An 18294-nucleotide genomic window follows, 5' to 3' on the forward strand; every position below is an offset into this window, starting at 1 on the left:
TTAACGCCGACGATGGCCGGATTGTGGCGGTTTTCCACCAATGCGGCGCTCAGGGGTGCTGGCGGCTGGACAATCCGCCGGTTCGCTCCACAATAGCCCGAAAAGCACAACGCAAAAGCGTGAGGGAGGACCGAATGCTGGGACTGATGCAGGAATGGCCGCTGCTTTGCCATAAGCTCATCGACAATGCCGAGCGGCAGCATGGCGTGCGCGAGATCGTGTCGCGCTCGATCGAAGGGCCGATCGTGCGCACCACCTACGCCGACATCCATCGTCGCGCCCTGAAGGTCGCCCAGCGGCTGGAGCGTGACGGTTATGGGATGGGCGACCGTATCGCCACGCTGGCCTGGAACACCGCGCGCCACATCGAGGCCTGGTACGGCATCATGGGCATCGGCGCCATCTACCACACGCTCAATCCGCGGCTGTTTCCCGAGCAGATCGTCTGGATCATGAACCATGCCGAGGACAAGGCAGTCTTCGTCGACCTGACCTTCGTGCCGCTGCTCGAGAAGATCGCCGGCGCCGTCAAGTCGCTGAAACAGGTGATCGTGCTGACCGACAGGGCGCATATGCCGCCGACGACATTGCCCAACGCGGTCGCCTATGAAGATTGGCTTGACGAAGCGGATGGCGACTTCGCCTGGAAGACCTTCGACGAAAGCACCGCCGCCGGCATGTGTTACACGTCCGGGACCACGGGCGATCCCAAGGGCGTCGTCTACAGCCATCGTTCGAACGTGCTGCACGCCATGATCGCTGCCATGCCCGACGCCATGGGGCTGTCGTCGCGCGATACGATCCTGCCTGTCGTGCCGATGTTTCACGCCAATGCCTGGGGCCTTGGCCAGAGCGGGCCGATGATCGGTGCCAAGCTGGTCATGCCCGGCTGCAAGATGGATGGCGCGTCGATCTATGAGCTGCTCGACACCGAGAAGGTGACCTTCAGCGCCGCCGTGCCGACCGTCTGGATGATGCTGCTGCAGCATCTGGAGGAGACCGGCAAGAAGCTTCCCTATCTCAACAAGGTCGTCATCGGCGGCTCGTCGTGCCCGCGCGCGATCATGACCAAGTTTCAGCAGAACTACGATGTCCAGGTTATCCACGCCTGGGGCATGACCGAAATGTCGCCGCTCGGCACGCTGTGTACCCTGAAGCCGGACCATGCCGGTCTTGAGGGCGAAGCCCGGCTCGACGTCCAGCAGAAACAGGGCTACCCGCCCTTCGGCGTCGAAATGAAGGTGACCGACGACGACAACAACGAGCAGCCCTGGGACGGCAAGACTTTTGGCCGCCTGAAAGTGCGTGGGCCGGCCGTTGCCCGTGCCTATTATGGCGACGCCGGCGTGGAGCAGTTCGATGAGGATGGCTGGTTCGACACTGGCGACGTCGCCCACATCGACGCCGGCGGCTACATGCAGATCACCGATCGCGCCAAGGACGTCATCAAATCCGGCGGCGAATGGATTTCGACCATCGACCTCGAGAACCTGGCTGTCGGCCATCCCGATGTCGCCGAGGCGGCAGCCATCGGCGTTCAGCATTCGAAATGGGGCGAACGGCCGCTGCTGGTCGTCGTCCGCAAACCGGGCAAGGAACCGACCAAGGCTGACATTCTCGGGTTCATGGACGGCAAGGTGGCCAAATGGTGGATGCCGGACGATGTCGCTTTCGTCGGCGAAATTCCGCACACCGCAACCGGCAAGATCCAGAAGATCACCTTGCGCCAGCAATTCAAGGACTATCGCTTGCCGACCGATTGACGCGATGGTGCATGTTTCGGCTTCATGCCATCGCAAAAAGGCACTAAGTCTCCGTTCGGGTTGGGGCAGCACGGAAAACGATGGTTAGCATTCCTGAACGGCAAACGTCGAAGGCGGCCGGCTGGTCGCGGCGCACGGCCGCTTTTTCGTTGGTGCTGCTGCTGACGGTCTTTGTGGGCCATCGCTTCGATCTCGTCGAAACTCCTGTCTTTCTGTGGGTGCTCGGCATTGTCGCGCTGCTGGCGGCGATGGCGCTGTTGTTTGCCGGGTTTGCCTTTTCGCGGCTGTGGAATTTCGGTGACCGCGGCGGCCGCGACCTGACGGTCGGCGCGCTGCTGGCACTGCTGGTGCTCGCACCCTACGGCGTCGCCGCCTACTGGGCGACGATCTATCCGCCGCTCAGGGATATCTCGACGGATTTCGACGAACCGCCGGCGCTCGACGTGAGCGACCGGACGAAGGATATGAACGTGCTTGCGCCGTCGACGCCTGGGGAACAGCGGCTGCAGGCCGATAGCTATCCGCTGGTCAGCGCACGCAGCTACGACCTGCCGTTCGAGACTGTCGTCAATGCCGTCGAAACCGTACTCGACCGGCGCGACTGGGAGCTGTCGGAGCCCTATCCCGATCTCGCCGGGCAAAGCGAGGTGACCATCACCGCCGTCGCCAAGGGCTTCGTGATCGGCCTTCCCGCCGATGTGGCGATCCGCGTGACGGACGATGGCGACACGGTCATCGTCGATATGCGGTCGGCATCCCGCTACGGCCGCTACGACCTTGGCGACAATGCCGCGCGCATCACCGAATTCCTGGCGGAGCTCGACCAGGAAGTCGCCGGTCAGGTCGGCGCCGCGCCAGCCGAATAAGGCTTCGGCACTTGGCAGCGGTCCAGGTTGGCCTATCCGGCCGGCGTGAAAATGCCGTCGATGGCCGGTGCGGCGTCGGTCACAACCAGGCCGCGCGCCGTCAGATCCTCGAGATGGGCAAGCACCGACAATCCGGCGGCGCCATGCAGCCGCGGGTCGGTGTCCCTGTAGATCGCCTTGACCATGTCCACGATCGTCCGGTCCCCCTCTTTGACCCGCTCCAGAATGGCGCGCTCGCGCATCTTGCGATGCGTCTTCAACCCGCGCATGAAAGCGCGCGGTGCTGTCACCGGCCCGCCATGTCCTGGCAACAGCAAGCGGTCCCCGCGTTCGATCAAGCGGTCCAGCGAGGCCATGTAGTCGGCCATCGCCCCGTCCGGCGGGGCGACGATGGAGGTTGCCCAGGCCATGACATGATCGGCCGAAAACAGGATGCCGGTTCCCTGCAGCGCGAACGCCGCATGATTGGCGGTGTGGCCCGGGGTCAGAACCGTCCTGATCGACCAGCCGTCGCCGTCGACCACCTCGCCGTCGGGCAGGGCGACATCAGGGATGAAAGCCGTGTCGGCACTGGCATCGAGCGCATTGGTCTCGCCGATATGCAGGGCTCTTGCCGGCCGGTGCGGCCCCTCTGCCAGCACGAGGGCGCCGGTGCGCTCTTTCAGCCGGGCCGCCAGCGGGGAGTGGTCGCGATGCGTGTGGCTGACGAAGATATGGCTGACCGGCCGGCCTGCGATCACCTCGATCAGGGTCCGCAGATGCGCCTCGTCCTCCGGCCCCGGATCGATCACCGCCAGCGTATCGCGGCCAACAACGTAGCTGTTGGTGCCGTGAAAGGTGAAGGGGCTTGGATTGCGGGCCGTGATGCGCTGGACATCGGGCGCGACATTCACCCCCTGGCCATAGAAGGGGTCGAAGCCGGTATCGAATTTCAGTGCCATGCATCGGTGCCTTGTTTCGGGAAACGGCAAAACCGATTGCCGCACAACACGCAAGCCAATATAGGAGGATGTGAGGCCGCGAACATCGGAGTGCGGCAATCGGATTGGGGAAATACCATGGCAATTGCAACTACGATGCGTCCGCTTGTTTCTCTGGCTCTGCCGCAAAACGGCGCGGCGCGGCTGGCAACGCAGCTTTTCCTGGCCATCGCCGGAACGCTTGTGCTGACACTGTCGGCCAAGACCAAGGTAATGCTCGGGCCGGTCGACATTTCGATGCAGACGCTGGCCGTGCTGCTGATCGCCGCCGCCTTCGGCATGCGTCTCGGCGTCGCCACCCTGCTGCTCTACATGGCCGAGGGCGCCATGGGCTTCCCCGTCTTCCAGAGCACGCCTGAAAAGGGTCTCGGCATTGCCTACATGCTCGGCTCGACCGGCGGCTATCTCGCCGGCTTCGTGGTCATGGCGGCAATTGTCGGCTGGGCGGCGGATCGCGGCTGGGACCGCCATCCGATCAAGCTTTTCAACGCCATGCTGGTTGGCGAAGTCGTCATGATGGCAATGGGCTTTGCCTGGCTGGCGCTGCTCATCGGTCCGGAAAAGTCGTGGCAGTTCGGCGTCGTGCCGTTCATCGTCGGCGACCTGATCAAGGTGGCGCTCGCGGCAAGCCTGGTGCCGGCCGTCTGGACGCTGCTGAAGCGCGGCTGAAGCGCGCGATCGAAGAAACGGCCAGGGGCAATCAAGCCACTGGCCGGAGCGGCGTCACTGGCGGATTTCCGGTCTGATGTCCGCCAACCTCGATAGATTGTCGGTTATATCGCCCTAGACGCTGCGACATCTTCAGTAATGATCATTAAGTCGCTTTATTAGCCCAGGCTTTTCAATTTCCCGAACTGTTGATCTGAGAAATAGATGCTTGCTGGCGCGACCGCGCTGTCGTAGCTCTTGGTCTTCGACTGTATCGAATCGCCGGGGGGCGAGACGTCCGATTCGTTGTTGTGAACGATCAGGTCAGATGCACTATCGCGCTGGTCTGTCGCCGATACGGCAGCTTCGGGGAAGGGGGGAAGACGTTGAATGTCGCAGCGTCGACTATTGTCGGAAGCCGGCACTTCCTGTTCAGGATTCGGTTTCAACTGCTTGGCGGACTGACATTCGCGATTTTTGCGCCGGCGATCATCCGGATTGTCTTCAATCCTGAATTTATCTATTCGGCCAATCTTCAGGTAACAGTAGCCGCTGCGGTCATCGCGCACCTTGTGGGCTTCTTGTCTTATCGCCGCATCGGAAATTTCCCGGGCGTGGCCGCGGCAAGTTACATCTTGCCGACATTTGCCCTGTCCTACGGGGCTGTTTTCCTGACCATCTTCTTTTTTCGGTTCGAGTACAGCCGGTTTCAGGCTGCCGCCAGTTTCACGCAGTCCACGTTCTGGTACTTCGGCCTGAGCCTGTTGACCCGGCGTCTCGATCCGTACCGGCTCGTGGTGATTCCCGGCGGAGATGTCGAGCGCCTCAAGACGTTACCGGGTGTGCATTGGTTTTGGATCAAGTCGACCAGTACGATAATCGAAAGAGCCAGCGGCGTGGTCGTTGATCTGCGTGCCGATCTTGGCGCGGAATGGGAACGATACATCGCGGATCGGGCCCTTTCGGGAACGCCCGTATACCACGTCAAGCAGGTCAGAGAGTCGCTGACCGGTCGGGTCGAGATCGAGCACTTGTCGGAAAACACGCTTGGTTCGCTCAATCCAAACCAGGCCTATCTCAAGATCAAGCAGGCGGTCGACTGGGTCTCGGCACTTGTCTTGATCATCGTTCTTTCCCCCGTTCTGGCGTTGATAGCGCTGCTGATCCGGCTGGATTCCGATGGTCCTGCGCTGTTTCGCCAGCAACGCATGGGCTACCGGGGCAAGATCTGCACGGTCTACAAGTTTCGCTCGATGCGCCAGCACTCTGGCGCCGGCAGCGACAAGGAAAGGGCGATCACCAGGCACGACGATGACCGCATCACCAGAGTCGGGCGTTTCCTGCGAAAATCCAGGATCGACGAACTGCCGCAGGTCATCAACATCCTGCGTGGCGAAATGAGTTGGATCGGGCCGCGGCCGGAAGCTGTCGTGCTGTCGCAGTGGTACGAGGCTGAGCTGCCATTCTACCGCTACAGGCATATCGTCAGGCCGGGCATAAGTGGGTGGGCACAAGTAAATCAGGGGCATGTGGCTGCCGTCGATGACGTTATGGAAAAATTGCACTATGATTTCTATTACATAAAGAACTTTTCGCCTTGGCTGGACGTTTTGATAACTCTCAAGACGCTGAAAACGATGCTTACCGGCTTTGGTGCGAGATAACCAATGCGAAGCATGGCTCTGGAATAGCAAGCGCAGGAAGCAGATGGATCTCGCCTCCAGGAAAATAGCGATCATCGGGCTTGGCTATGTCGGCCTGCCGCTGGCGGTCGCCTTCGGCGCCGGCAGGGATGTCGTCGGTTTCGACATCGACCAGTCGAGGGTGGACGCGCTGAGGCGTGGCGACGACCATACGCTGGAAGCCAGCAGCGATGAGATCAGTGCTGCGTCGCGGCTGACATTCACCACCGACAAGGCCGATCTGCGCGATTGCGGGATTTTTATCGTCACTGTTCCGACGCCGATCGACAGGGCCAACCGTCCGGATCTGAAACCGCTGATCATGGCATCGACTTTGGTCGGCGAGGTCATATCGCCAGGCGCGGTGGTGATCTTCGAATCGACGGTCTATCCCGGCTGCACGGAAGAGGTGTGCGCGCCGCTGATCGAGAAACATTCGGGCCTGCGCTACAATGAGGGGTTCTTCCTCGGCTACAGTCCCGAGCGCATCAATCCGGGCGACCGCGAGCATCGGTTGCAAACGATCGTCAAGGTCACCAGCGGCTCGACGCCGGAAGCGGCCGAAGGTATCGATGCGCTCTATGCCTCGATCGTGCCGGCAGGCACACACCGTACCTCGAGCATTGCGGTCGCCGAAGCGGCCAAGGTCATCGAGAACACTCAGCGCGACCTCAACATCGCGCTGATGAACGAGCTGTCGCTTATCTTCGGCAAGCTCGGCATCGATACGTCCGAAGTGCTGGAAGCCGCCGGCACCAAATGGAATTTCCTGCGCTTCACGCCTGGTCTCGTCGGCGGCCACTGCATCGGCGTCGATCCCTACTATCTCACCCACAAGGCCCAGGAACTCGGCTATCATCCGGAGGTGATTCTTGCTGGCCGCCGTATCAATGACGGCATGGGTCGGCACGCGGCGGATCAGACGGCCCGCCTGATGATGCGCAAGGGAATACCTGTCGTTGGCAGCCGGATTCTGGTGATGGGCGCGGCCTTCAAGGAAAATTGTCCGGACCTGAGGAATTCCAAGGTAGCCGATATCGTTGCCCAACTGAAGGAATACAATGCCGGCATCGACATATGGGACCCCTGGGTCGACGCGCAGGAATGCGCGCGTGCCTTCGGCGTAGCCAGCATGAAGGACATTCCCGACATGCGTTATGACGGCGTTATCGTGGCCGTCGGCCACAGGCAGTTCCGCGCGTTAGGCGTCGACGGCCTGATGGCGCTTTGCAAGACCCCGGGCGTCATCTACGACATCAAGGGTCTGTTCCCCAGGCATGTCACGGATGGGCGTTTCTGATGAAGGTTCTGGTCACCGGCGCGGCCGGCTTCATAGGATATCACGTAGCGAAGCGGCTGCTGGAGCGCGGTGACGAGGTCGTCGGCATCGACAACGTCAACGACTATTACGATCCGGAGATCAAGGAGGCGAGGCTGCGGCTTCTGGACGAGGCGAGCCGCAAGACCAATGCCGGCTATCATTTCATCCGCGGCAATCTCGCCGACAAGAGCGTGGTCGACGCCTGCTTTGCCGACCATGCATTCGACCGGGTGATCCATCTCGCCGCCCAGGCCGGGGTTCGCTACAGCCTGGAAAACCCGCATGCCTATGTCGAAAGCAACATCATCGCCTACACCAACATGCTGGAGGCCTGCCGCAACAGCGCCGTCGCGCACCTGACCTATGCCAGTACATCCAGTGTCTACGGTGCCAACACCGACATGCCGTTTTCCGAGCATCGTCCGGCCGACCATCCGCTGCAGTTCTACGCCGCGACCAAGCGCGCCAACGAGCTGATGGCGCACAGCTACAGCCATCTGTTCCGATTGCCGACGACCGGTCTTCGCTTCTTCACGGTGTATGGTCCCTGGGGGCGCCCGGACATGGCGCTGTTCCTGTTCGCCAAAAACATCCTTGCCGGTGAGCCGATCAAGCTGTTCAACAACGGCAAGCACACGCGCGACTTCACCTATGTCGATGACATCGCCGAAGGCGTGATCCGCGCCAGCGACAGCCCGGCCACGGGCAATGCCGCCTGGGACTCCAGCCGTCCCGATCCGGCCACAAGCAGCGCCCCCTGGCGCCTCTTCAACATCGGCAACAACAACCCGGTGAAGCTGACTGCCTATGTCGAGGCGCTGGAAAACGCGCTGGGCCGCAAAGCCATCGTCGAACTCTTGCCGCTGCAGCCCGGCGACGTGCCCGATACCTTCGCCGACACCTCGGCACTGGAGCAGGCGGTCGGCTACCGCCCGACGACGACAGTGACCGAAGGGGTGGGGCGGTTCGTCGAGTGGTACCAGGCGTATTTCGGGCGGGGATAGGGTTCGGCGTTTCCCGGCTGATCCGCGCTGTTCCATGATCACGTAACCAGGAGCAGATGGAATCGATACGGCTCGCAAACAGGCAGTCTGCAATCCATTGCAGTCCCAGGCGCTACTGAGCGTCTGCATCCCCACGTTCAATCGGCGGGATCGCGTTGCGGCGCTGGTTCAGCAACTGTTGCGTACGGACTGTCCGTTGCAGATATGCGTCCATGTCGACGGTTCGACCGACGGAACGAACGAAGCGCTTGCGGAAATCGCGTCTCGCGATGCCAGTTTGGTGGTCACCACCGGCCCGAATGACGGCAGAGGCCGTGCGATGTTTTCGGCGATTGCTTCCGCCACTGGCGACTATTGCATGGTCTTCGATGATGACGACGATCTCTTCACCGATCGCTTGCCGGAGGTCTGTGAGCACCTCTCGCAGAGAGGTGTCGATCAGAAGATTGCGGGTTTTGTGTTCTCGATGGCTCTTGGCCACCCAGAGACCGCAGCAGAGCCGTTTCCGTCGGAACGGACAAACCTGATAAAGATGCGGGCCGACGAACGGGTGGTCGGCGACAAGAAGGAGGTCATCAAAACTCCTTTGCTTAAACGGGTTGCCGTGCCCCCAGCGGGGCGGTTCCGCCGCGTTCCAACATCTCTTCTCTGGTCCAGATTGGCGATCGAATACGACGTTATCTGTGTCAATGTCGAGATTGGACGAAAACGATATTTGCCGGAGGGGATGACGGCAAGGATTCGGCTTCTTCAGCGACAAAATGCATACCCGATGTTGTTGCTGAACTTGAACTACATCAAGGCGTTCTGGCTAGGACGATATCGGTCGGTTCGGTTCCTGGGCAAGGCGGTTCTTGCCTGTTTGAGCTTTGGTGTCTTGAGTTTCCCGTTCTTGCTCAAGAGGTCATTCGTGCGGGTGACTTCATGAAAGAAGCCAGCTTGTGGAAGTTGGTGGAAGCCATCGTAATACGAATTGTTCCTGGTCTTCTGAACATAGCGACGTTGCTGTACATCGGCAGCCATCTGGAGACTGGACAGTACGGTATTTTCAGCACGACGATTGCGACAGTTTCATTTATTTCGACACTTGTTTTTGGAGTCGCGACCTATTCGATAATGCCGATTTCCGCAAAAATGCATGCCGCGGGAATGGGTAGAGAGTACGTATCGTCCATTTTGACCGTGCTGGCAGTTGTGGCGTTGTTTGTCGTCCTGGCTGGACTGGCACTGACGTGGCTGGGATTTGGCAATGCCGTTGCCGCGACCATCATCGTTTCTTTCGGCTTGCACACCGCACTTCAAGAGATTTTGAGGTCACAACTGCGTTTGTGGGCGTACGGTTGGTCGGCGATTGGCCAGGCCGTCGCATACCAGGCAGGAGCCATAATCCTGCTTGTCGGCGATGCGAAAGTAGGCTCGGCTCTTGCAGCCTTTTCGCTCAGCTATTTCGTCGGAGCGCTGATTTCATTTGCCTTCCTGGGACCTATGAATCTGAGACGGCCTGGCTTTTCCTATCTTGCCGGGTCTCTGGTCACAGGCTGGGGATTTGTGTTGAGCAATCTGGCCGAGAGCGGCGTGTTTGTCGGCATTCGATACATTGTTTTGTTGCTTGGCTCCGAGACCCATCTCGGTGTCTTCTCGTTTTGCGTCGATCTTTCACAACGGTCCGTCGGCTTCTTCATGAATGCGGCCAGCTTCGTATTTGTGCCAAGGGCGTTTCTCAGTGCCGCAAATGGAAACGTCAGGGAGTTTCGGCGCGGACTGTTCGAGGGAGCGGCCATCGCACTCATTTTTGCGACCGTGGCCGCGGTCGGAATAGTTGGCCTGTTTTTCTCGGGCCATGCATCCGGATGGCTGGGGAAGTCTTTTGATCCTGTGGTGTTCGGGATCGTTTCTTGTGCTGTTCTGGTCAACAGGACGAAAAAAGTGATCATCGATCCGTTTGCGCTTCGGTCGAGCAAACCGATGACGTTGACCTATTCCTACGCGATAGGGGCGTTGGCTTGCTGTTGTCTGGCGGCATTGGGCCTTTGGTGGCGGGTGCCTCTTGGCAGTGAAATGGCATTTTTGTTCGGATATGTCGTTGCCGCTGGCTGTTCCTTTTTCGCACTGAGGAATGTGATTGCAGATCAAGGGCCTGGTGCGAAACAGCGCACCATTTTGATGGTCGGTCCGGATGCCAGAAATGAATGAGAAGAAAGCATTCTACGACGAGAAAAACAGGCGCATCGTCCATGTCGGCACGGTGGCTGATGACGACTATTGGGATTCTCACTGGGCCGAAGGGATTGTCTTGAGGCCGGATCGCTTTGTCGTTGAAACCACCAAGCGATACCTGACCGGATCGGCCAAGATCCTGGACGCTGGATGTGGCTTGGCCAATACGGTCCATGGCCTCGACCAGGCAGGCTTTTCCGCCTACGGGATCGACTTCGCGCAGAAGACCGTGGGGATGGTGAATCGTGCCGCGCCCCATTTGCAAGTGACCGTGGGGGATGTTCGAGCAACGGGCTTCGCGGACGAATTCTTCGATGGGGTGTGGTCTCTGGGGGTGATCGAGCACTTCTTCGACGGTTACGATGAGATCGCATTGGAGATGAAGCGCATCATCCGGTCAGGAGGAGTTGCCTTCGTGACAGTGCCGAGCATTTCTCCTCTCCGACGGCTGAAGATCAGAATGGGTCTCTATCCCAGGTTTCCAGGTGAACAGGCCGGATTTTACCAGTTCGTTCTTGAGCCGTCTTCGATTGTTTCCAGTTTCGAACAGCACGGCTTCAAGCTTCTGGAATCACAGCCGAGGGGAGGCTTCAAGGGGCTGAAGGACGAGACATTTTTCTCCAAGCCGATGCAGGCCTGGTACGACAGCAAGAATGGAATCCTGAGAGGCTTGCGTGCTGCTGTGGACCGGTTGCTCGGCCCATTTTCGCATCATACGCGGCTCTACGTCTTCCACAGGATATAGCGCGGATGTCAAATCCGAGTGGGCGCAGATCGCCAAACGAAACCGGTGGTGAAGCAGTGTCGATATTGCGAAAGTTTGTTCGCACGAATGTGGCCATCTCCGAGTTCCTGGACAGTGCTCTGCCGCGGCGCCTTCGCATCGACGGCAACCGGACCTTTGCGACGGAGATAGCACCTCCCTTACTTACCTCAAACGCACGGGTTTACGATCTTGGCGGGGGTGCCAGGCCGTTCGTCAGTCTTTCGGAGAAGCGGCGCCTGGGGCTTTTTGTCGTTGGGCTCGACCTCGACGCGGAAGAGTTGTCGAAAGCGCCACGCGGAATATACGACGAGGAGATTGAAGCGGACCTTACCTCGTTTAGGGGGAGGGGCGATGCCGACGTCGTCATTTGCCAGGCAACGCTCGAGCACGTCCGTGATGGCGAGGGCGCCCTGCGCGGCATTGCCAGTTGCGTGAAACCGGGAGGCATGGTTGCCATTTTCTCGCCCTCGCGCAACGCCGTTTTTGCCAGATTGAATCGGGTCCTGCCGGAGGGGATGAAGCGACGGCTGCTTTTTGCGATCTATCCTGAAAAGGGCATGGGTCATGACGGGTTTCCGGCCTTCTACGACAAGTGCTTGCCCAGTGACGTCGAAACAATCGCAAAACGGAACGACCTGGAACTTATCGAGCGCCGTCTGTTCTGGAAAAGCTCCTACTTCTATTTTTTCGTGCCGGCCTTTCTTGCCTGGCGCATCTGGTTAGGCGTTTCCGCCCTGTTCCTCCGCAAGGATGCCGCTGAAACCTACGCCTATGTCTTTCGGCGAAAACAGTGAGTTCCCGCGGCCCATGAAAAGGAAGCTCGCGCTGATCGCCATTCCGCTCGACAGAAGAGGCGGTGCCGAAACCATCCTGAAACTTGTTGCGCGCGCACTCGCGAGGCGACCCGACTGGGACGTCGAAATCGGCTTCTTGGGTAGCCAGGCGGCGGGCGAGGCCGCTGGATCACACCAGGACGGAATTCGGTGCAGCTACGGCTTTGGCGGCGGCAAGGCCATGAGCGAGTTTTTGCTCGCCCCGCGGCTGATCCGGCGTCGGTACGATTTGGTGTTCTCGAGCCACGCACGGGTAAACTCGTTTCTGGCTGCCGCCCGAAGCGTTGGACTTCTCCGCAGCCATAGGCTGGTCGCCCGCGAGTCCACGGTACTTCTGGATCGCTTCAAGGGTCCTCGCGCGCTCGCTTACAAGGCGCTCTATGCTGCCTACGGCAGCCAGGACATGATAGTCGCGCAAACGAGCTATATGAATGAACGCCTGCGTGACGTATTGCCCCGGCGAGCAATCGCCAAGCTGTGTACTTTGCCCAACCCGGTCGACGAAGATCTCATCGTCAAAATGTCCATGGAAGCATTGTCCGGGCACGACGCCGAGATACTTTCCCGCCGTCCGCAGATAGTCTGGTGCGGCCGGCTGATTGATGTGAAGCGTCCGATGATCGCGGTTGATGTGCTGGCCGAAGTCAGACGAAGGACCGGCGAGGATTATGAGCTGACCATGGTTGGCTCTGGCCCCATGGAAGCGGAGTTGAGAGCCCGCGCCGGCAAGCTTGATCTGACCTCGCGAGTAAATCTGCTCGGCCAGAGAGACAACCCGTTTCCGCTGTTTCGCGCAGCGCGTGCCGGCATGCTCACGTCGGCGACGGAGGGATTTCCCAACGTCCTTCTGGAAATGATGGCTTGCCGGATTCCCGGCATCGTCACCACCCCCTGTGCGGGAGATCTGGACATGCTGTCGGGCCTGGAGATTTCAGCCGGCTTTGGCGCGTCGGAAATTGCGGAAGCACTGCTGAAGGTCATTCAAGGCGGTGATCGGTCGGCCTTGTACGGAAAGACCTTGCCGGAAAGATCGCCGGATCGGTTTGCGGATATGCTGTTGAGAGCGCCGTCCTCATATCCGGGTGGGCAGAGATGACGGCCATTGCTCGCAACAAGATAGTCGTCTCGATAAACACATCCTGGAATGTCGTCAATTTCCGCAAGGGACTGATCGAGGCGCTGCGGAGCCGTGGCTATGACGTTGTCGTCGTCGCGCCGAGAGACGAGTATTCTCCGCTGATTGCGGCCATGGGCTGCCGCTATGTCGAACTCGACATGGACAATTCCGGCACGTCACCGTTGCGGGATTTGGTCCTTCTGTGGCGCTACTGGCGTCTCTTGCGGCGCGAGAGACCGCTGGCGTTTGTCGGCTTCACGATCAAGCCCAATGTGTTCGGCTCCATCGCGGCCAATCTGAACGGCATTCCCGTCATCAACAACATTTCGGGATTGGGGACGGCGTTCGTCCGCGGTGGTCTTCTGCTCAGGATTGCCAAGGCCTTGTACCGGGTGGCATTGGCCCGTTCCAAAATGATTTTCTTCCAGAATGACGATGACCGGATGCTGTTCGTCGACGAACGCCTGGTTCGCAAGGATCGAACCGCGCTTTTGCCTGGCTCCGGCATCGACCTCGTGCGTTTTGCCCCTTCGCCCGAAGCGCGCACCGGGTCTGACGCCATCATCTTTCTTCTCGTGGCCCGGCTTCTCTGGGACAAGGGTGTCGGCGAGTTCATCACGGCGGCCCGTCGGGTTTGCCGTGAGGTGCCCGGAGTGCGTTTCCAGCTACTCGGCTTTCTTGATGTCGAAAACCGGACTGCGGTCAGCCGCGAACACGTGGAAAAATGGGTTGGCGAGGGATTGGTCGAATATCTCGGCTCCACTGACGATGTGCGGCCTTTCATGCGTGCCGCCGATTGTATCGTGTTGCCCTCCTACAGGGAGGGAACGCCGCGCTCGCTGCTCGAGGCGGCTGCGATGGGCAAGCCGCTGATCGCAACCGACGTGCCAGGATGCAGGGAAGTGGTGGACCACGCGGTCAATGGCTTCCTATGCAAGGTGAGGGACCCTGATGACCTTGCGAGCAAGATGGTCGAGTTTGCGCGGCTGGACGACTCGTCCAGGGACAGGATGGGGGCCCAGAGCAGAAACAAGGTCGAGCGGCAGTTTTCGGAAACGATCGTCATCGAGAAGTACATGCAGCAGATAGAAAGACTGAGCGCCCTTGCGACGAAATGAGCGGACCGGGCCCACCGGGTCGGATGGAGGATGGTTTTGTCAGTCAGGAGCATAGCGTTGCTTGCCGTCGTGGCTGTTTTGTTTGGTGTTGGCTTTCTGGGCATCATCGTGATGCAGAGGGGCGGCCCGTCCCCCGCGAAGCCGGTAGCCGAGCTCAAGCGGTTTGACGGCAAGCTCGCCATTCCATCGGTCGATGATCTGCGTGTCGGCGGTCGCAGGATCCTGCTGTGCGGGGCGTCGTTTTCCAGGCCTCAGGCCATGCGCCTCCTGGTGACGGAAGCGGCGCGCCGAGACTACCAGGGGCTCGTCCTGGCCTGCAAACCTGTCGGTGGCGGAACACCTTGCGACGGCAAGATCGCTTCCAGGGTTGGCGATACCCTTGTTGTGCAGTGCCTGACGGCTGAGGGGGAAGATTTGGCCACCATACTTACGCAGGGCGGAATTCTCTGCGGCCAGCCGGTTCAGGCCGGCGCAACGTACAAACCTTGCTGAACAGGTCGCCAGTACAGACCGGAGGCTCTTGCGGCGAAGTGAGTGGGTCTTGTTCTCAAGCTAGCCGGCGCCCGCATTTGGGTATTTATGGGCCCTTTATTGGGTATGCCGGTTCTTGATCGAGGTGGGGGCATGGAGCCAGATCTCTATGGCCGAGAGATGAGAAATGGGTAGCCGAGCCGGCCGTCTACCCCGTTGGCCGCGATTGGTATCGAGCCGATCTCGAATTACATGCTGTCAGCACGACCAATGGTCGAAATCGCGCGGCTGCCATCAAGGAATATCTACCGAAAAATGTATCGATAATTCAATATATTAGGTTGGTTGGCGAAAGGTTTGGCGCGCTCAGCTTGGTCAAAGCTTATCGAGCCAGTCACCGCGGAAAGGAGACCTCAAATTTTTTTCCGATAGTAAGAAATCTGTGACAGGTAGTCGAAGACTATTAATGCGATCTGGCTAAAGTACTGTGCTTGGACAGACACGCGTCAGCTTAAATCGCCTCGCGCGCGCGAAACAGGTTGGAATTGTGTCGAAAAACTGGTACGCGCTGATGCAATGCCTTTGACTGGGTGCGTCTGAAGTGGTGCAGCAAGAAGGGATCGAAGACTGATGAGCCTTGTGGTTAAAACTGCGCTTGCCGTATTTGTCGTGTCAATCGGGTTTGGTTCAGCTTCATCGTTTGCCCAGGATGCTTCGTGCAGCTGCGCGACACCCTATCAAGGTTCGGCAAACCCGATCGGATCCATCCGTTCCGCCACCGGTGATGTGATGGTGTCGCAGACGGCGGGCTATGGCGCTGCCAAGGTTGGAAGCGCGCTCGATTTCGGCAGCCGTGTGGTGGTTGGCGCCAACGGCGCGGCCTCCGTTCTGGTCGGCGGCTGCAATCTGGAGGTTTCGGCCAATTCGAGCCTCGACGTTTCCCGCCTTGGCAGCAACATTTGCCTCAAGCTTGTCGGCTCTGAGAAGACGGCTGCTATTCAGCCCTCCGGCGGCGGCGCCGGGTTCGGTCCGCCGGAGGCGATTTTCGCCGGGGCGCTTCTGACGTCTGGCGTGCTCGCGGCGACGCAGGACGACGACAACGGCGTCAGCCGCTGACGAAGATATGGCGGCGTCGGCCGCTGTAGAGAAGGGTCTGGAAAGGTCGGCGGCCCGGCTGGTTTATTGGGTTTGTTAACCATATTGTTCTATTGCTTGGGGCGGGGCGGGCTGTAATTTGTACCAACAGGGCGAGTTACAAGTTTTGGTGGGGTAAAATGATGAGTTGCCATCGGTTCGGGGTTGCTTTTGCTTTTGTTGCATTCGTCGCAGGGGGCGCCCTGTTCGCCGCGCCCGAGGCTGTAGCTCAGCAAACCTGTTCCTGTCTTGCGCCCGTGCCGGCGTCCGCAGACGCGATAGGTCGTCTTACGCAGGTCCGGGGTGATGTCCAGATGTCCCAGGCCGGCGGCTATGCAGGGGTGGATGCCGAGGCGCCGGTGTATGCGGGCGCGCGCATCATGACCGGGGCGCAGGCGTCTGCTTCGCTGGCTATCGGAGCCAATTGCGCGCTCGATATTCCAGCCAATGCCACCGTCAAGGTCGACCCTATCGAAGGCGGCATGTGCGTTTCGCTTGAGACACCGTCTGCGACGATCGTACCCGCCAGCTCAGAACCTGGCATGCTGCCGGTTCTCTTGGGCGGCGCCGCCGTCGGTGGTGCCGCCGCCCTTATTATCGGCCTGCAGGATGACGACGACGCGGTCAGCCGATAGGCGGGATACGACCCCCGCTGTTTTGCGTAAATTTGTCAAATGCGTCATTCGCCTTCATGCGGGTGACGCGTTTCTATTTTGTCCAGGCGAAGCTTTGCCTCCTCTCAACCAGAAACGCCAATGATCGACCTGCATTCACATATCCTGCCCGGTCTCGATGACGGTTCTCCTGACTTGGCCATGTCGCTGGAGATGGCACGGCTGGCAGTGGCCGACGGTACAACGCATATGGCATGTACGCCGCATGTAATGCCTGGGGTTTATGAGAATGCCACGCCAAAGATTGCCGGGGCTGTTCAGGCGTTAGAACTGGAGCTTCATCGCGCTGCCATACCGCTTACCCTATATGTTGGCGCTGATGTTCATCTCGCACCTGATCTCCCCGATCGATTGAGGCTTGGTACGGTGCCGACTCTGAACGGATCCCGCTATTTCCTGTTCGAACCGCCACATCACATTTTGCCTCCGCGGCTCGAAGACTTCGCCGCCCGTCTCATAGGGGCCGGCTTCGTGCCGATCCTCACTCATCCAGAGCGGTTGACCTGGATCAAGGCGAATTACGACGTCATCGAGAGGTTGAATACGCTAGGCTGCCTTATTCAGCTCACGGCTGATTCTGTGACGGGGGCCTTTGGACGTACGGCGCTCTACTACTCGGAGAAGCTGCTGGATGAGGGCAGGGTGGATATTGTCGCCTCCGACACCCACGGCGCCAGCCGGCGGCGGCCAGGGCTTTCGCAGGCGGTTGTCGCCATCGCGAACCGGTGTGGGGAAGATGAGGCTTACAACATGGCAGTGAAACGCCCGGACGCGATATTGCAAAATCGGCCGCTCGTGCCCATCGGAAAGCAAAGCCCGAGAAAATCGGGCGGCAGCAGTGCGGGGCGGTTTGGCGGATTGGGCCGGTTGTTCAAGAGCGGGGCTCTTTGATGGGCATTTTCGATCTTGCAAGAAGTCATGCGGGCACCGTGCCCGCTTTGCTCGCATCGCTAGCAATATCTGCTTGCGCAAGCACTTCGTCGACATCGACGTCCTCCACCAGTTCTGTCGATGCGCTGCAGCCGACGGCGTCTTCATCGGCGCTCTCTGGCGGTGGTACGCTGCAGGTGGTCAAGGATCTCCCGCCGCCGCAGAATACCCAGAACGGCAGCGAGCAGCCTCTGTCTGCCAACGATGTGCTCGAGGTCAGTGTGTTTCAGGTCGATAATTTGAACAGAACGGTTCAGGTCGACGCAGGCGGGCAGATTTCGCTTCCGCTGATTGGAACCATGACTGCAGCCGGTAAGACCGTTCGTCAGCTCGAGAAGGAAATCGAGACTGCCTACGGTGAAAAGTACTTGCAGTCGCCTGACGTGACGATTTTCGTCAAGGAGTCGATTGGCCAGCGCATCACGGTCGATGGTGAAGTCAACAAGGCCGGCATTTATCCGGTGTCCAGCAGCGCTTCCTTGCTCGACGCGATCGCCCTTGCCGGAGGGTTCAATCCGGTCGGTGATGCCGGCAAGGTCTTCGTCTATCGCAATGTCGGCCAAAACAAGCTGGTCGCAAATTACAATGTCGAGGAAATCCGCGCCGGCAAGAACCGCAACCCGCGCATCTATGGCGGCGACGTGGTCGTCGTTTTTGCTTCGAAGTCGAAAATCGCGATGAACAATTTGAAGGATGCGCTGGGCCTCGCCTCCAGCGCTGCCCGCATTGCGGTCATTCCGTAGACACGGACAACCCAGGATCACCTCGCG

The 18294-nt window shown here is 59.6% G+C and carries 18 protein-coding genes; 17 read left to right on the top strand and 1 reads right to left on the bottom strand.

Features of this window, described 5'->3' with window-relative positions; genetic code table 11:
* Positions 1 to 134: 134 nt before the first annotated feature.
* Together AC0L3E_RS11635 and AC0L3E_RS11640 are read left to right on the top strand one after the other, a co-directional pair.
* Positions 135 to 1763 (top strand): fatty-acid--CoA ligase, encoded by a 1629-nt coding sequence (locus AC0L3E_RS11635; RefSeq protein WP_027035903.1) that lies wholly within the window; start codon positions 135 to 137, stop codon positions 1761 to 1763.
* Positions 1764 to 1843: 80 nt separating this feature from the next.
* A complete protein-coding gene (locus AC0L3E_RS11640) occupies positions 1844 to 2629 on the top strand; it encodes a DUF1499 domain-containing protein (protein ID WP_027035904.1) in 786 nt (261 codons plus the stop codon).
* Positions 2630 to 2661: 32 nt separating this feature from the next.
* Here the strand turns inward: AC0L3E_RS11640 and AC0L3E_RS11645 are convergent, their stop codons facing one another.
* Positions 2662 to 3570, bottom strand: coding sequence for an MBL fold metallo-hydrolase (locus AC0L3E_RS11645; protein ID WP_292335886.1), 909 nt, complete (start codon positions 3568 to 3570; stop codon positions 2662 to 2664).
* A gap of 117 nt (positions 3571 to 3687) precedes the next feature.
* On the opposite strand from AC0L3E_RS11645, the gene AC0L3E_RS11650 reads away from it, so the two are divergent.
* The 15 genes from AC0L3E_RS11650 (at position 3688) to AC0L3E_RS11720 (ending at position 18267) form a co-directional block, all read left to right on the top strand.
* Complete coding sequence (locus AC0L3E_RS11650) at positions 3688 to 4278, top strand: biotin transporter BioY (RefSeq protein ID WP_023808554.1); 591 nt, start codon at positions 3688 to 3690, stop codon at positions 4276 to 4278.
* Between the two features lie 365 nt (positions 4279 to 4643).
* On the top strand, positions 4644 to 5921 hold the full coding sequence (locus tag AC0L3E_RS11655) for a sugar transferase (RefSeq protein WP_245472705.1): 1278 nt from the start codon (positions 4644 to 4646) through the stop codon (positions 5919 to 5921).
* A gap of 43 nt (positions 5922 to 5964) precedes the next feature.
* Positions 5965 to 7239: a nucleotide sugar dehydrogenase gene (locus AC0L3E_RS11660; RefSeq protein WP_127320895.1), complete on the top strand. Its 1275-nt coding sequence runs from the start codon at positions 5965 to 5967 to the stop codon at positions 7237 to 7239.
* Positions 7239 to 8264, top strand: a complete 1026-nt coding sequence (locus AC0L3E_RS11665; protein ID WP_473604814.1) for an NAD-dependent epimerase — start codon at positions 7239 to 7241, stop codon at positions 8262 to 8264. Before AC0L3E_RS11660 ends, AC0L3E_RS11665 begins: the two co-directional genes overlap by 1 nt.
* A 97-nt stretch (positions 8265 to 8361) precedes the next feature.
* Positions 8362 to 9192 carry a glycosyltransferase family 2 protein gene (locus tag AC0L3E_RS11670; protein WP_164748852.1) on the top strand — a complete coding sequence of 277 codons (831 nt, stop codon included), beginning with the start codon at positions 8362 to 8364 and terminating at the stop codon, positions 9190 to 9192.
* Complete coding sequence (locus AC0L3E_RS11675) at positions 9189 to 10457, top strand: polysaccharide biosynthesis protein (protein WP_473604815.1); 1269 nt, start codon at positions 9189 to 9191, stop codon at positions 10455 to 10457. Before AC0L3E_RS11670 ends, AC0L3E_RS11675 begins: the two co-directional genes overlap by 4 nt.
* Positions 10450 to 11226: a class I SAM-dependent methyltransferase gene (locus tag AC0L3E_RS11680; RefSeq protein WP_164748853.1), complete on the top strand. Its 777-nt coding sequence runs from the start codon at positions 10450 to 10452 to the stop codon at positions 11224 to 11226. Before AC0L3E_RS11675 ends, AC0L3E_RS11680 begins: the two co-directional genes overlap by 8 nt.
* Before the next feature lie 5 nt (positions 11227 to 11231).
* Positions 11232 to 12041 carry a class I SAM-dependent methyltransferase gene (locus AC0L3E_RS11685; RefSeq protein WP_128289076.1) on the top strand — a complete coding sequence of 270 codons (810 nt, stop codon included), beginning with the start codon at positions 11232 to 11234 and terminating at the stop codon, positions 12039 to 12041.
* Positions 12019 to 13176 (top strand): glycosyltransferase, encoded by a 1158-nt coding sequence (locus tag AC0L3E_RS11690; RefSeq protein WP_164898449.1) that lies wholly within the window; start codon positions 12019 to 12021, stop codon positions 13174 to 13176. Before AC0L3E_RS11685 ends, AC0L3E_RS11690 begins: the two co-directional genes overlap by 23 nt.
* Complete coding sequence (locus AC0L3E_RS11695) at positions 13173 to 14315, top strand: glycosyltransferase family 4 protein (RefSeq protein WP_473604816.1); 1143 nt, start codon at positions 13173 to 13175, stop codon at positions 14313 to 14315. The genes AC0L3E_RS11690 and AC0L3E_RS11695 overlap by 4 nt, the downstream gene beginning before the upstream one ends.
* A 57-nt stretch (positions 14316 to 14372) precedes the next feature.
* On the top strand, positions 14373 to 14807 hold the full coding sequence (locus AC0L3E_RS11700; protein ID WP_473604817.1) for a hypothetical protein: 435 nt from the start codon (positions 14373 to 14375) through the stop codon (positions 14805 to 14807).
* Positions 14808 to 15575: 768 nt separating this feature from the next.
* Positions 15576 to 15902 carry a hypothetical protein gene (locus AC0L3E_RS11705; RefSeq protein ID WP_473604818.1) on the top strand — a complete coding sequence of 109 codons (327 nt, stop codon included), beginning with the start codon at positions 15576 to 15578 and terminating at the stop codon, positions 15900 to 15902.
* Positions 15903 to 16234: 332 nt separating this feature from the next.
* A complete protein-coding gene (locus AC0L3E_RS11710; protein WP_127268328.1) occupies positions 16235 to 16555 on the top strand; it encodes a hypothetical protein in 321 nt (106 codons plus the stop codon).
* A gap of 120 nt (positions 16556 to 16675) precedes the next feature.
* On the top strand, positions 16676 to 17485 hold the full coding sequence (locus AC0L3E_RS11715) for a tyrosine-protein phosphatase (protein WP_127381370.1): 810 nt from the start codon (positions 16676 to 16678) through the stop codon (positions 17483 to 17485).
* Positions 17485 to 18267: a polysaccharide biosynthesis/export family protein gene (locus AC0L3E_RS11720; protein ID WP_027035883.1), complete on the top strand. Its 783-nt coding sequence runs from the start codon at positions 17485 to 17487 to the stop codon at positions 18265 to 18267. Before AC0L3E_RS11715 ends, AC0L3E_RS11720 begins: the two co-directional genes overlap by 1 nt.
* Positions 18268 to 18294: the final 27 nt, after the last annotated feature.

The sequence above is a fragment of the Mesorhizobium sp. WSM4822 genome (assembly GCF_055811155.1).